Origin of the sequence: Corynebacterium sp. sy039 (assembly GCF_007904105.1) — a bacterium.
Taxonomy (GTDB): Bacteria; Actinomycetota; Actinomycetes; order Mycobacteriales; family Mycobacteriaceae; genus Corynebacterium.
On sequence record NZ_CP042325.1, the window covers coordinates 1,486,381 to 1,500,833 of the forward strand.

Consider the following 14,453-nt stretch of genomic DNA (forward strand, 5'->3'; position numbering starts at 1 on the left):
CTCTCTCATTCTCTTTGCGGGTGATCACTTTACTTACAGAACTTCCAGCGCCCATCCTCTTTAAGATAACGATGGGTTGCTGTGGTAGGAGTACCACCAGTGCTTGCTGTTACCTGAGCCGAGGCTGTATCACCCTCAACTTTGATATTGCTCACCTTGTCAATAGTGGGATTAGCTTGCTGGTATGCAGGTACCTGCGCCAATGGAGTATCTGGTACTGAGTCTGTATTCATTGCAGCTTCGCCCCCACGTTCTGCTTGCACCTGACGACAGGTGTTATTGGGAACATAAGAAACATACTCGCGAAATGTTGTAGCTTGAGAGATATTACGTTCTAATGCTTCAATTGCAGCGGCATCTTCTGGTGTAGCTGGTCCACCATTAACCTCAGCAACACCAGGAGCTGTCACATCATTTCCCAGAGGAACCGGCGGCTCCACTGGAGCTGGTGGCGCAGCAGGTGCAACAGGTGCAGCAGCATCTGCTGGAGTTGGTGCTTGACCTTGTGGTTGCTCTGGTGCCACATTATGCGATAGTTCTGCTACAGAAGTTGATTCCGGTGCAGGTGATGACTCTAGCGCAGCACTGGTTTCGCTGTGTTCTGTGGTAGTTGCTGCTGAACTTGCCGTCGTTTTCGCTGATGACGACGTTGCAGAACTGCCAGCAGATGCGGCAGAGTCTTTATCATTGCCACACGCAACAAGTGCAAAAGTTGATGCAGCGCAAAGCATCACAATCGCTGTTTTCCTGGCATTGCGCTTGCTGAACCTGATGTTGTTGTGGTGTGACACTATTGTTCTCCTCTAACTACTGTTAACTACTGTTTCTTTGAGCACCATTGTAGGGACATTGTAGACAAACGCTATAAACCCTATGCAAAGACTATCTCTGCGTTGGACATTTTCGTTTCTTTTCCACCCTAACCCATGTCATCCATGTCTGTACTTTTAGGATTATTTTTAGACTGCTTTGGACTACTCTGGAGAAAGTGCAGTTGAGTAAAGACCTCATCATAAAGACAAGTCTCGATATTCTTCATTCTTACGGGTTAGCTGATATGACGATGCGTCGTTTAGCCCGCCAATTAGGTGTTGCCCCAGGTGCTCTTTATTGGCATTTCCAGAATAAGCAAGCGCTTATCGACGCTACTGCCAGAGAAATACTAAAGCCTTTTCTCGCAAATACCACTCCGGTTTCCTCCCCTGCAAGTACCCCACACCGATTTATCACAACCTGCACGCAATTGCGCACCCTCATGCTTAGTTACCGTGACGGTGCAGAATTAATTGGTGCTGCGCTTGCGGACGAACATCTGCGACAAGAACTAGAACAACAACTCATGCTCACCCTAGATTTTTGCCCTAGTGCATTACGAGAAACCGTTGCGCAAACAACTGTTCATTTTATTCTTGGTGCGACTACAGTAGAACAACTCCAACAACAACGTCATGATGTAGAAATCAGCATGAGTTCGCCATCACCTGAGCGAGAGTCGCACGGCGATGAATCTTTTTTAGCAGGCATTAGCCTTATCCTCAACGGCGCTATAAGCCACTCATCTCGTCTCTAGGATAAAACAGGGTAAAATCTCCAAATATGAGCCAAGAAACTATAAGTGACCAGGATATGAATCGAATTGTCTACCCTGGATCGGCATATCCTTTAGGGTCTACTTATGATGGATCAGGCACTAATTTCGCCCTCTTTTCCGAAGTGGCAGAGCGCGTAGAGTTATGTCTCATCGATCGGGCTGGTAAGGAAGAAAGAATTACGCTCGAAGAATGTGACCATCATATTTGGCATTGCTATCTTCCCGGCATTATTCCGGGTCAGCGCTATGGGTACCGAGTACACGGGCCATATGACATCACGCAAGGGCTTCGCTGTGATCCGGCAAAATTATTAGTTGATCCTTATGCACGCGCTTTCGACGGTGAATTTGATGGCGACCCTTCACTTTTTAGCTACGACATCACCAATCCTGATGATCTCCAGGCGCGCAACACTCAAGACAGTTTAGGGCATACCATGCTCTCTGTTGTGGTCAATCCGTTTTTTGATTGGGGTGCAGATCGACCGCCACGGATTCCAGATAATAAAACCGTTATTTATGAAGCCCATGTCAAAGGCATGACAATGACACATCCAGAAGTGCCAGAACACTTACGTGGTACGTATGCTGGTTTAGCCCACCCGGCAATCATTCATTATCTGCAAGACCTAGGTGTTACGGCAATTGAGCTTATGCCGGTACATCAGTTCTTGCATGATGATCGACTCCGTGATCTTGGATTGCGTAACTATTGGGGCTATAACACCTTTGGTTTTTTCGCACCTCACGCTGATTATGCTGCCAGCCAGAAAGCAGGCGGTGCTGTAAGCGAGTTCAAGAGTATGGTGCGTACCATGCATGAAGCAGGCATTGAGGTCATTCTCGATGTGGTCTACAACCACACTGCAGAAGGTAATCATCTCGGTCCCACCATTGCTTTCCGCGGAATTGATAATGCAGCGTATTATCGCTTGGTAGCACAAGACAAAGCGCGTTATATGGACTACACCGGTACCGGTAATTCCTTGAATGTGCGCCATCCCCATTCTTTGCAATTAATCATGGATTCCTTGCGTTATTGGGTCACAGAGATGCACGTCGACGGTTTCCGGTTTGATTTAGCTGCAACTCTGGCACGTGAACTGCATGACGTCGATAAGCTCGCCTCTTTTTTTGATCTAGTGCAGCAAGATCCTATTGTTTCGCAGGTCAAGCTGATTGCTGAGCCTTGGGATGTAGGGGAAGGCGGATACCAAGTCGGCAATTTCCCTGCTCTGTGGACAGAATGGAATGGAAAATACCGTGACACTGTCCGAGATTTTTGGCGAGGTGAACCAGCTACCTTGGGTGAATTTGCTTCGCGTCTTACTGGTTCTTCTGATCTCTATGCCCATAACGGTAGGCGACCGACAGCATCCATCAATTTTGTTACGGCGCACGATGGTTTCACGCTCACTGACTTGGTCAGTTATAACGACAAACACAATGATGCCAATGGGGAGGAAAACCGAGATGGCGAAAGCTATAATCGCTCCTGGAATTGCGGTGTCGAAGGCCATACTGATGATCCAAACGTGCGGGCACTGCGAGCACGCCAACGCCGTAATTTCTTGACCACTCTCCTACTCAGTCAAGGCACACCGATGATTGCTCATGGGGACGAAATTGGTCGTAGCCAAAACGGTAATAACAATGTCTACTGCCAAGATAATGAGCTATCGTGGATTGACTGGTCGCTAGCCGAAGAAAACGCAGCGCTGCTTGAATTTACGAAGCGGCTCATTAAAATTCGGCATAACCATCCAGTTTTCCGCAGACGACGGTTCTTAGCCGGAGGTCCATTGGGGCACCATGAGGCCAATGAGCGAGATATTGCTTGGCTGGTCCCTTCTGGAAAATTGATGACCCAAGATGATTGGGATTTTGCTTTTGGTAAATCGCTCATGGTCTATCTCAATGGCAATGCCATAGTTGAACCAGATGAGCGTGGACGCACCATTGTGGATGATTCTTTCTTACTCATGTTCAATGCACACCATGATGACATTGTGTTTAGTACCCCAGATGAGCAATTCGGGCAACAATGGAAACTCATTGTTGATACTACCGAACCAATCGGCTACCCCAAGGAACCACTTATTATTCCAGCTCAAGGCACTATTACTGTTCCAAGTAGATCAACAATGCTGTTGAGATTAGAAGCACCAGTTCAGCAACCACCTGCCCACGATGATTACGCACCTGCCCCAGCACAACGCTACTAGCGTGTGGATCCCCTAAAGGAAACAGAACCAGAAAGGCCTCGTTGGCATTATGACAGCACATATACGCGCACACGGTGTAGAACTAGAGATAACGCTACAGCACCTTATCATGCGCCCAACAGTTCTGCTTGCAGCACTAGGACAAGAAGCACGCAGCCTAGATATTGCCGAAATTACGACAGTAGAACTGAGCGAACAAGCAACTGCTTTTCAGCATGGCACAGTGCGTATCCATTCTGCTCAAGGCACCATAACTGAACTTACTTTTTCTCCCGGTACCGCACAAAGGCAACAGCGCTTTCTCGACCTGCTGCAACAAGCACAAATGGGTTCTCTCCCTGATGAGCACCCAGATCCTGAGCCAGAGCCGCAAGAAGAACCACAACGAGAAGAAGAGCATGAACTTAATTTTGCTGCTCTCGATGTAGAGACTGCTAATAGCGATTGGGGTTCTATCTGCCAGATCGGAGTAGCAATTGTACGTGCTGGGGTGGTCGTCGACAAGCGATCATGGCTGTGCCAACCCCCAGCAAGTCTTTCTTATTTTGATCCCATGAATACCGCGATTCATCATATTACTGCTGAGACTGTAGTTGATGAACCACCATTTGCCCAAGTACTAGGCGAAGTTGTGGAGTATATTGGCGATCTCATAGTTATAGCGCATAATGCTCAATTCGACATGACAGCATTACGACGAGCTGCCCAGGCTGCAGGTGCACCCATTCCTACCTTAGCTTTTGGGTGTTCCCTCACTCTGTCGCGAGCAGCACACCTTGGAGTGGAAAATCACAAGCTCCCTACTCTGGCACAGTTTTTCCAGATCGATTTCCATGATCACCATGATGCCTGTGCAGACGCGCTCGCTTGTGCTGAAATTGTTTTGGGGATTGCGCAAAAAGCACACTATGAGGGTTCTATTCGGGGACTATATGAGCATTTTCATTTTAATCTTGGTTCCCTCAATGCGGATCGTGTGTACCCGGTGCTCAAACAACCAAGCGCCTATATCACTGACGACGCAACGAGCAACGCTCATTCAGCTGATGACTCTACGGCAGGATCTAGGGTCGGAAAAGAAAAGCACGAAAATAATTCTCGCCACAATCGTAATAAATGGGAAAAAGCAGCAACACCAGAAATCATCCCGCAACCTAATGAACATGCCGATCCACAAGCACCTTTATTTGGACAATGTATTACACTCACTGGAGATTTCTCGCCTTTCGATAAAGCAGTGCTGTGGGAAAAAATCGCTTACCAAGGTGGAATCATTGCCAAGAATGTAACAAAGAAAACCACGTTACTTGCTATCGGAGCATGGGAATCCATCACCACTAAGCAAAAACGTGCCGAAGAACTTATCGGGAAAGGACAAGACATTACCATGTGGACCTCTCGAGAGCTTTTCGACGCTCTGGGGCTCGACCCCACTCAGATAGAAGAAGAACAACCACCATTCTAAGTTTTCTTGCTCAACTGAGGAACCATAGTCATAGCCGATCCGTCTATTCCCTATCAAAGAATCAACAAATACTACTGATAGTGATAAGGACCCTCCTATGACCGATATTGCCAATGTCGAGCAACTCTTTCTAGAACTAACACCTGTGCCGTGGAAACAACGCACACAAACTCATAGTCAGCACTTTGATACCTCTCATGCATCAATTTCCTTATCCCCCTATTTAGCCACTACGTTTAGCCTGGGTGGAAAACGATTATGCTATACCGAGCTTGCTCAGCTACAGCTCAGTATCAAACAAGCCTGGGATTTAGGTGCTCAGAATACTATCCGCGTAGCAACACGTCCCCAAGGGATATGTTTTTCGCATCGACCAAGCAGTTACCTTAGTTCTCGCGCAACAACTGGTATCCAAATACGCGCCCACGGCAGCGCAATTGGGTCATGGCTTGCCCACCCCTTAAGTTTTAGTATTTTGGATAAACACTTTTCCCAATTGCTTGGTGCACCATTAGCCTATTATGCACCTGATAATTCTATGCTCCTTGCTGAGCCAATCCCACAACCTGGGCATCATTCTTCATTAAGTACCTGGATAACGGAACATTTTTGTGCACACCATCCACACCGCATTCCGCCGGTTTTTTATTGTGCCCAGGGATTTCCTACCCATGTACTCCCGCAACACGCTCAATGTGCTATTAGTGTGGGATAAAGAAGATAATAAAATGTCGTTGAATATCCCATGCCCTCTTCATCATCTTTCATCTCGGAGGTATCGTGCCACAAGCTCAGCTGCAGCGATTGCATAGCTTTTATCAAAAGTTCGTCAATGCACATCCTGATGCACCTGACGATCTTGTCGATACTATCGAAGATGTGCTGTCCGACGCAGGTTTAACCTTCGATAGAGTCAGTGGACGGCTCAAAGAATGGCAGTCGCTCAAAGCAAAAGCAAAAAAGCGCACTGCCAGTGGCGAACTTATGTACCCACAGCCATGGAATGATATTCATGACCTGATTGGCATACGCATCACCACTTTTCATTCCACAGATATTCCCCAAATTGTTGAGGTACTCAAAGATACGTTTATCGTGCACCGTTCCGTCGATAAAGCTGCGCAAACACGTATTGCTGGTGGGTTTGGGTATGGCTCACACCATCTTATTCTTGAAGTAGATCATGCGTCTCAAGAACTAAGCAGCTACGCAGGGCACCAATTCGAGGTGCAAATTCGTACTGTACTTCAGCATGCCTGGGCAGAGTTTGAGCATGATATTCGTTATAAGCGTAATCAACAAGAATTGGATCCACGGATTGATCGTGCGTTTACTCTTGCAGCAGGACTTATTGAGCTGGCGGATCAGCAATTTGATCAGATTGCAGCAATTAAGCAACCAGAAACACCACAAGACAATGACCTTGAGCTAAGCCCGCAAACTTTACCGGGTATTCTTGCGATGATCGTCGGTACGCGTTTTCCTCAATCACGTATGCAAGATTATCGTTTCCTCGATGAATTACTCACCGCACACGATATAACAAGTGTGGCTAGCTTGCGTTCCTTACTTAATGACCAGGATATTGAAGCAGTATCAAGTGCTTTTAAGTATCGGTTTCAACCTGGTCAAATAAGAATTATTGATGACTTATTGCTCTATCGCTATCGCGAAGATCATATTAAGAAAACAGAAAAAATTGGCAAGCGAGCCCTACATCGTCCAGCAAAACTCAAGCATAGATTAGAAATGCTCACGTCTGCCACGTAATCGATCGATTTCGCGTCGTTCTTTTTTCGTAGGGCGACCTGCTCCACGATCTCTTCTAGGCATAGACATAATGATCTCTCGTGGCACAGGCGGTGGCGAATGATCCACATAACAACTTCGCGCAATCTGTGCCCCTACTCGTTTTTTGATAGTATGCACTACTTCCACATCATATTCACGATGATCCACCCATACTCTTACACGATCACCAGGAGTAATGGATTGCGAAGCCTTGACCGCCTTACCAGCTAACTTGATGTGCCCTGCTTTACACGCCTGTATTGCTTGAGAGCGAGTCTTTACCAAGCGAACTGCCCACACCCAGGCATCAATACGCACTGGGTTAGTGGGTAAAGTATCCTCCATCATGCTTTTATTTTTTAGTAGTTATCACGTTGATTGATAATAGAACGCACTTTATTGGCATAGAAAGCGCCGCCAACTACAGCGATAACAAAGCCAAGCACCATAAGTGTCTGTGATGCTAATAAGAATCCGAGAGATAACCCACCCACTACGCCACCACCCACGCAGATAAGGGCTTTGGCCGCATTACGACGTACAGCTTGTTTACGTAACTCGATAGGGTTATTTGGTCTATGTTGTAACGACATTCTTATCCCTTCTCGTCTATCCAGCTCTCACCACGTTGTCTTATTGTAGCTGTTCCTGAGGTTAAATTAGCCAAAGTATTAGCTAAATCATCATAAGTACCAGGAACCACCGCAAGGGTTAAGTCTACCCCAGTATTGTATTCACTAGCTATGACGCTAAAATCACGGTCACGCAAATATGCTTCTACTCTACCGGCTTGTTCATAAGAAATACTTACCTGGTAGAGCTCTCGTACACTACGACGACAAGTTCTCACCTGAGTTAAACAAGAAGAAACACTGTGGGAATAGGCGTGGATTAGCCCACCAGTGCCTAATTTTATCCCTCCGAAATAACGAACAGTCACTGCGACAATATCACGTAGTCCACTACCGTTTAGGACGTCAAGCATAGGATTACCAGCAGTTCCTGCTGGCTCACCATCATCATTAGAGCGCTGAGTTGGATGAGTATTACTACCATCTACGATAAAAGCACTGCAATGATGCCTAGCATCGGGATATCGTCGTTTAATCTGGGCTATGAACTCTCTTGCGCCTTGTTCATCAGGAGCCGCTGAGATGAAACAGAGAAATTTAGAGCGTTTTATTTCTGTCTCGCTATGGTATTCACCAGGTACAGGTCGATCATAATGCCTTGGTGTCACCATTAAATCCTTACAAGATAACCATATTCTGCAGAATCTGGCTCTAACCTGCGACAATCAATACCAGAATCAACAATACGTTCTAATAAACCAGTCAAATTAGCCGCATTGCCCATTTCAATTCCCACCAAAGCAGTACCAGTTTCGCGATTATTTCTCTTGAGGTACTCGAAGAGGGTGATGTCATCGTCTTCACCGAGAATATCACTCAAAAATGCACGCAATTGCCCGGGTTCTTGCGGGAAATTGACCAAAAAATAATGCTTTAATCCACGATGCACAAGACTGCGTTCCATCACCTCGGAATAACGCAAAATATCGTTATTTCCACCGGAGATAATACATACCACCACGTCATTAGGGGAAAACTTCATCTCCATTAAGCCCGCCACAGATAATGCACCAGCCGGCTCAGCAATAATACCTTCATTTTGATAAAGATGAATCATCTCAGTACATACTGCGCCTTCGCTGACTTTGAGCGGGTGCAAACGTCCCTGGTTCTTTTCTAGAATGTCATAGTTAAGATCCCCAATACGCTTTACCGCTGCACCATCTATAAAAGAGTCAACTGTTTCAAGAGTAACTGGCTGACCTGCGGTTAAGGCAGCAGTCATGGATGCTGCACCTGCAGGTTCCACACCAATCACCGCGGTACGAGGAGCCATATCTGCTAAATAACTGAGATTACCCGCGATCAATCCTCCACCGCCGACGGGAATCACAATACTATCAAGTGATTTTCCTAGCGCAGTAAGCTGTGACAATATCTCAGCAGCCACTGTTCCTTGCCCGATAATGGTGTCTCGATTATCAAAAGGTTCAACCATTGTAGCGCCTGTCCGAGCTGCGTCGGCACGCGCTGCTTGAGCAGCCTCGTCAAAATTAGCACCGGTAACAATAAGTTCCACATACTCGCCACCATGAACAATAATGCGATCACGCTTTTGTTTAGGCGTTGCTGCTGGTACATAAATGCGCCCATGGATGCCTAAAGACCGGCAGGCAAAAGCCACTCCTTGTGCGTGATTGCCAGCAGAAGCAGCCACAATACCCATTTCGCGTTGTTTATTGCTCAGCTGTGAGATCGCATTGACCGCACCACGAATCTTATAGGAACGCACATCTTGAAGATCCTCGCGCTTGAGATACACCTGAGCCCCAGTCAGTTGTGACAGCCGCGGACAATACTGCAATGGTGTTGGCGCAATAAACGCCGAAATTCGTGCTTGAGCTACCTGAATATCAGCAGCACGTACTCCATTGTTGTTATTGTTGTCTTTTTCGCCAGACCCTACGTTATGTATTGTTTCTTTGTCTGTTTCCGCAGAACTACCCATGCTGATAGATACTAGTACCGAATTATCTTTTTACCTATCTGATAGCTAATCGACACCAGATTGGTACTATTTTGATACCAATCTGCGCACTGGTCGATAAAGCATTCAAGTAGACTCGCGTTCATGGCAGCCTCACAAGATAAAAACCAATCCCTTACCAATAATGTCCGTCGTATCATTGCTTTTTTACTCATCCTGATCGGTTTTATCTGGTTTGGCACGATTATTCTTCCCAAACATTACGCTGACAGTGCTCTCCCAGTTCCGCAAATCCAAGCCAGTGCTTTCCTTGGCGCAATAACGCTGATTACAGGTATAGGATTATTGCGTTCTTTTCGACGCGCACTCATTATCTTGATCATAGCCATGCTCAGCGTTGTACTTATTCCTCGAGTTCCCATGCCATTTCAATCTGCGCATAAACCCACAACTCGTGTCATGAGCCTTAATACCTTCTTTGCTCATGCTGATGACCGCATCATCGCCCAAAAAGTCACCGAAATATCCCCTGACATATTAATTCTCATTGAGACAAACCCTGAAGAGGTAGCAGCTATAGCAGAACACACCGGTTATACTGCGCTCAATGAAGCGCAACCAGGCGGTGGCGCTAGTGCAGTAGTGACCCTTGTATCTGCCCCTTACCTAGAAAAACTCCAACGCGACAACACATGGACATTCACTATGGTCGACAACATGACCATTGCCCAAATGCCACAACTTGAACTTGCCCAAGGGACTCGCATTGTCGGTGTTCACCCCGTGGCTCCCCTGCTAGCCAATGGCACTAATAAACTATGGTCAAATGAGCTAGAATCCTTAGCACGCTGGGCGCATTCTACTAGGCAACAGCAATCAAACAATGCTGACCTTGTGCTCCTTGGGGATTTTAATTCCACGCGTGCCCACCCGCAGTACCGTGAACTAGGTTTAGCAGATTGTACTGGTCATCTCGCGCACAAGCCCACATGGCCGCAGACACTACCAGTTATTCGCATTGATCATATTCTCAGCACAGCACGCTGTGCTGATGGCGGTACTGTGAATGTACAAGGAACAGATCACCTGGGTGTCTGGGCAGATGTGGAGCTCTAGGTTATATCTCTTAGCCTAAGATACCAGGTCCCATTGTCGCTTTGAGATCTCCCATCAATGAAGCAGAACGATTCACCCGCAAGTGTTCGCCCAAAATCATCATGGATGATTCCTCACCATTGACCAAGTTCAGATACACATCAGATTCGCCCTTATTAGCTAAAAGCACCTGCTTGAGCTTAGCAATAGTGTTCATGGTGCATTGCTCAGTGCGCAAGGTCAAGCGCAATGGTAGACCTGAGCCATTACCAGGACCAAGTTCAGGTACTTTCATATCATCACAGAATAATGAGGTTCGATCATCGCGGATCGAGATATGTGCTTTCGCTAAGATGATATTGTCTTCCACGATTTGCGAACTTACTAAGGCATACACTTTATTGAACACCAGTAATTCCACGGCAGCACCATGATGATCTTCAATGGTAACAATCGCCCACGGCGAACCATCTTTTTTGGAGAAGCGTCGATCCACGCTAGAAATAATGCCGCCGACGAGTACCTCAGTACCATTTTTTAATTCGCCGCTGAGAATCGTCGTTAAAGCAGTATCTGTTTGTGCCTCGAGAGCTTGCTCAAAACCATCTAATGGGTGACCTGATACATAGAGTCCCAGCATTTCTCGTTCTAATGCCAACTCATGTTTGCGATCCCACTTGTCCTCAGGAACCTGGACAGCAAAGATATTCTCCACAGGAGTATCTTCCCCGCCAAAACCTGCGAAAAGATCAAATTGCCCTTTATCCGCTGCTTTTTTAGTGCTGATCACAGAATCAATGGCATCATCATGAACCATCACCATGCCTTTACGAGAATGATTCATCGAGTCAAAAGCCCCTGCTTTAATCAAGGACTCAGTAACACGTTTATTACACGCAATGACATCGATCTTATCGAGGTAATCAGAAAAATCCTTGAATAATCCCTTTTCTTTGCGGGTTTTGATGATTGAGGCCACCACATCCTCACCAACATTACGCACTGCCCCCAAGCCAAAACGAATATCAGTGCCCACAGGTAAGAAGTTAAAAGCGGATTCATTAACATCAGGAGAAAGCACAGAAATACCCAAGTGACGGCAATCTGAAAGATAAATAGCTGACTTATCTTTCTTATCAGCAACCGAAGTAAGGAGCGCAGCCATATATTCCGCTGTGTAGTTTGCTTTAAGATACGCAGTCCAATAAGAAACTAAACCATATCCTGCAGCATGGGACTTATTAAACGCATAAGACGCGAAAGGCTCAATTGTGCCCCATAGCGCATCTACTGCTGCCTGCGAATACCCATTGGAGTGCATCCCAGCAGAGAATTTTTCATATTGAGCAGCAAGCACATCTGCTTTCTTCTTACCCATCGCTTTACGGAAACCATCGGCTTCACCAGCGGTGTAATTTGCTACTTTTCGAGAAATCTCCATGATCTGCTCTTGATACACAATAAGACCATACGTTTCCGCCAAAATATCATGCAGTGGTTCTTCTAACTCGGGGTGAATTGGCTCAATTGGTTTACGCCCATTCTTGCGATCAGCATAATCCCAGTGCGCGTTCACACCCATCGGACCTGGGCGATAAAGAGCCAAAGACGCCACGATATCATTGAACCCCGTTGGCTGCATTCGCTTAAGTAGCTCCTGCATACCACCAGAATCCAGCTGAAACACTCCAAGTGTCTCTCCTCTAGAAAGCAACTCATATACTTTGGGATCATCAGTATCAAGTGCTTCAAGATCAACATCTTCATTACGGTTAATTTTGATGTTTTCGATGGCATCACCAATCACTGTCAGATTGCGCAATCCCAAGAAATCCATCTTCAGCAAACCAATTGCTTCACACGCTGGATACGGCCATCCAGTAATCAGCGCCCCATCCTGGGAGCGTTTCCACATAGGAATGCAATCCAATAAGGGAACAGAAGCCATAATCACTGCACAAGCGTGCACGCCTGTTTGGCGTACCACGCCTTCTAAACCACGCGCAGTATCATAGATTTTCTTAATATCTGGATCAGTTTCGATCAGGCCACGCACTTCACCGGCTTCGCTATAGCGAGGATGGTCTGGATCCATAATGCCGGACAGCGGAATATCTTTTGCCATAATCGCTGGTGGAAGTGCTTTGGTAATGCGATCTGCAATTTGATAACCAGGCTGCCCAAACTGTACACGCGCAGAATCTTTAATAGCCTGCTTTGTTTTAATGGTACCGAAAGTAATAACCTGCGCGATCTTATCCTCACCCCAACGCTCAGATGCATAACGCACCATTTCACCGCGGCGACGATCGTCGAAGTCAATATCAATATCAGGTGCTGATGGTCGCTCTGGATTCAAGAATCGCTCGAACAGCAAACCGTGTTCCATTGGATCGATATTGGTAATCGTGAGCGCATAAGCAACCAAAGCTCCAGCAGCTGAACCACGTCCAGGCCCCACACGAATACCGACTGATCGTGCATATTTAATAAGCTCTGCGACGATAAGGAAGTAGGAAGGGTACCCCTTCATATCGATAACATTAATTTCATATTCTGCGCGCTCAATATATTCTCGAGGCACCTCGGCACCATCAAAGCGTTCCTGCAGACCACTCATGACCTGCTCACGCAACCAGCTAGTTGGGGTGTGACCTTCTGGCACATCAGCAACCGGCATACGATCGTGAGTATGCGGCTGCCAGATTTCCCCATAATCCTGTATGCGCTCTGCAATCCATAAGGTGTTGTCGCACGCATCTGGGACTAAGTCATCCCACGTCTGTCGCATCTGCTGCGCAGATTTTACATAATAACCAGTACCATCAAACTTAAAGCGATCAGGATCGCTCATTGTTTTACCAGTTTGCACACACAACATGGCTTCGTGTGATTGAGCCTGTGATTCCAAAACATAATGGCAATCATTAGTAACTAATGGTGGCAAATTAAGTTTACGACCAATTTCTAATAACTCATTGCGCACCCTAGTTTCAATATCAAGCCCATGATCCATAAGCTCAAGGAAATAATTATCTTTCCCATAAATATCCTGCCACATTGCTGCAGCCTCGAGAGCTGCGTCGAATTGCCCCAGCCTTAGCCTGGTTTGCACATCTCCTGAAGGACAACCAGTAGTGGCAATGATCCCCGTCGAATGTTCGGCAATAATTTCCGCATCCATTCGCGCCCATTTACCAAGCTGACCTTCATAAGAAGCCATAGAGGAAAGATAAAAAAGATTATGCAATCCCTCAGCGGTTTCAGCAAGCATGGTCTGGTGCAGATATGCACCAGATGCTGAGACATCATCAGCTTTTTGATGTGGTTCACCCCAACGAACACGCTGCTTATTAAAACGAGAATCTGGCGCCATGTACGCCTCAATACCAATGATTGGTTTAATATCGGCTGCTGTCATAGCTCGGTAAAAAGCATCGGAGCCAAACATATTGCCATGATCTGTCATGCCTACAGCGGGCATTCCTAGTCGTTTTACTTCCTCAGCCAATAAATCAACTTTCGCCATACCATCGAGCATGGAATACTCCGTGTGATTATGAAGATGAACGAAAGAAGATTTTTTTGCCATGAAACAGAGTCTAGAGCACCCATCTCATCTTCGCATAGCTGCTGTTCACGATACTTTCAACCAATAAAATCGCCAGCAGTCAAGCATTGTTCAAGCGCTATTCAAGCACTATTCAATCCTGGCAAACCACCACAA

The 14,453-nt window shown here is 46.4% G+C and carries 12 protein-coding genes; 6 read left to right on the forward strand and 6 right to left on the reverse strand.

Features of this window, described 5'->3' with window-relative positions; genetic code table 11:
* Nucleotides 1-29: 29 nt before the first annotated feature.
* Nucleotides 30-791, reverse strand: a complete 762-nt coding sequence (locus tag FQV43_RS06735) for a hypothetical protein (RefSeq protein ID WP_146339627.1) — start codon at nt 789-791, stop codon at nt 30-32.
* A gap of 197 nt (nt 792-988) precedes the next feature.
* Between FQV43_RS06735 and FQV43_RS06740 the strand changes: the two genes are divergently transcribed.
* The 5 genes from FQV43_RS06740 (at nt 989) to FQV43_RS06760 (ending at nt 7,051) form a co-directional block, all read left to right on the forward strand.
* On the forward strand, nt 989-1,570 hold the full coding sequence (locus FQV43_RS06740; protein ID WP_146339629.1) for a TetR family transcriptional regulator: 582 nt from the start codon (nt 989-991) through the stop codon (nt 1,568-1,570).
* A 26-nt stretch (nt 1,571-1,596) separates the two neighbouring features.
* Nucleotides 1,597-3,816, forward strand: coding sequence for a glycogen debranching protein GlgX (gene glgX, locus FQV43_RS06745; RefSeq protein WP_246846879.1), 2,220 nt, complete (start codon nt 1,597-1,599; stop codon nt 3,814-3,816).
* A 49-nt stretch (nt 3,817-3,865) separates the two neighbouring features.
* Nucleotides 3,866-5,281: an exonuclease domain-containing protein gene (locus tag FQV43_RS06750; protein WP_146339631.1), complete on the forward strand. Its 1,416-nt coding sequence runs from the start codon at nt 3,866-3,868 to the stop codon at nt 5,279-5,281.
* Between the two features lie 97 nt (nt 5,282-5,378).
* Nucleotides 5,379-5,996 carry a hypothetical protein gene (locus FQV43_RS06755; RefSeq protein WP_146339633.1) on the forward strand — a complete coding sequence of 206 codons (618 nt, stop codon included), beginning with the start codon at nt 5,379-5,381 and terminating at the stop codon, nt 5,994-5,996.
* A gap of 65 nt (nt 5,997-6,061) precedes the next feature.
* Nucleotides 6,062-7,051, forward strand: coding sequence for a GTP pyrophosphokinase family protein (locus tag FQV43_RS06760; RefSeq protein ID WP_144273176.1), 990 nt, complete (start codon nt 6,062-6,064; stop codon nt 7,049-7,051).
* On the opposite strand, the gene FQV43_RS06765 is transcribed toward FQV43_RS06760, so the two are convergent.
* Genes FQV43_RS06765 through ilvA form a run of 4 tightly spaced genes read right to left on the reverse strand, consistent with a single transcriptional unit; the run spans nt 7,025 to nt 9,652 of the window.
* The gene (locus FQV43_RS06765) at nt 7,025-7,417 is read right to left on the reverse strand and encodes an RNA-binding S4 domain-containing protein (protein WP_144273453.1); all 393 of its coding nucleotides are present in this window, start codon (nt 7,415-7,417) and stop codon (nt 7,025-7,027) included. The genes FQV43_RS06760 and FQV43_RS06765 overlap by 27 nt on opposite strands.
* Before the next feature lie 14 nt (nt 7,418-7,431).
* Nucleotides 7,432-7,665 carry a hypothetical protein gene (locus FQV43_RS06770; RefSeq protein ID WP_144273177.1) on the reverse strand — a complete coding sequence of 78 codons (234 nt, stop codon included), beginning with the start codon at nt 7,663-7,665 and terminating at the stop codon, nt 7,432-7,434.
* Between the two features lie 2 nt (nt 7,666-7,667).
* Nucleotides 7,668-8,315: a YigZ family protein gene (locus tag FQV43_RS06775; RefSeq protein ID WP_146339635.1), complete on the reverse strand. Its 648-nt coding sequence runs from the start codon at nt 8,313-8,315 to the stop codon at nt 7,668-7,670.
* Nucleotides 8,315-9,652: a threonine ammonia-lyase IlvA gene (gene ilvA / locus FQV43_RS06780; protein WP_144273179.1), complete on the reverse strand. Its 1,338-nt coding sequence runs from the start codon at nt 9,650-9,652 to the stop codon at nt 8,315-8,317. The genes FQV43_RS06775 and ilvA overlap by 1 nt, the downstream gene beginning before the upstream one ends.
* 123 nt (nt 9,653-9,775) lie before the next feature.
* Here ilvA and FQV43_RS06785 point away from each other — a divergent pair, with 123 nt between their 5' ends.
* Complete coding sequence (locus FQV43_RS06785) at nt 9,776-10,747, forward strand: endonuclease/exonuclease/phosphatase family protein (RefSeq protein ID WP_144273180.1); 972 nt, start codon at nt 9,776-9,778, stop codon at nt 10,745-10,747.
* A gap of 10 nt (nt 10,748-10,757) precedes the next feature.
* Here the strand turns inward: FQV43_RS06785 and dnaE are convergent, their stop codons facing one another.
* Nucleotides 10,758-14,318, reverse strand: a complete 3,561-nt coding sequence (dnaE, locus tag FQV43_RS06790) for a DNA polymerase III subunit alpha (protein WP_144273181.1) — start codon at nt 14,316-14,318, stop codon at nt 10,758-10,760.
* Nucleotides 14,319-14,453 lie beyond the last annotated feature (135 nt).

Coding starts and splice junctions, on each gene's coding strand:
- FQV43_RS06770 (WP_144273177.1), bottom strand. CDS start 7,665: ATGTCGTTACAACATAGACCAAATAACCCTATCGAGTTACGTAAACAA.
- glgX (WP_246846879.1), top strand. CDS start 1,597: ATGAGCCAAGAAACTATAAGTGACCAGGATATGAATCGAATTGTCTAC.
- FQV43_RS06775 (WP_146339635.1), bottom strand. CDS start 8,315: ATGGTGACACCAAGGCATTATGATCGACCTGTACCTGGTGAATACCAT.
- ilvA (WP_144273179.1), bottom strand. CDS start 9,652: ATGGGTAGTTCTGCGGAAACAGACAAAGAAACAATACATAACGTAGGG.
- dnaE (WP_144273181.1), bottom strand. CDS start 14,318: ATGGCAAAAAAATCTTCTTTCGTTCATCTTCATAATCACACGGAGTAT.
- FQV43_RS06755 (WP_146339633.1), top strand. CDS start 5,379: ATGACCGATATTGCCAATGTCGAGCAACTCTTTCTAGAACTAACACCT.
- FQV43_RS06785 (WP_144273180.1), top strand. CDS start 9,776: ATGGCAGCCTCACAAGATAAAAACCAATCCCTTACCAATAATGTCCGT.
- FQV43_RS06765 (WP_144273453.1), bottom strand. CDS start 7,417: ATGGAGGATACTTTACCCACTAACCCAGTGCGTATTGATGCCTGGGTG.
- FQV43_RS06750 (WP_146339631.1), top strand. CDS start 3,866: ATGACAGCACATATACGCGCACACGGTGTAGAACTAGAGATAACGCTA.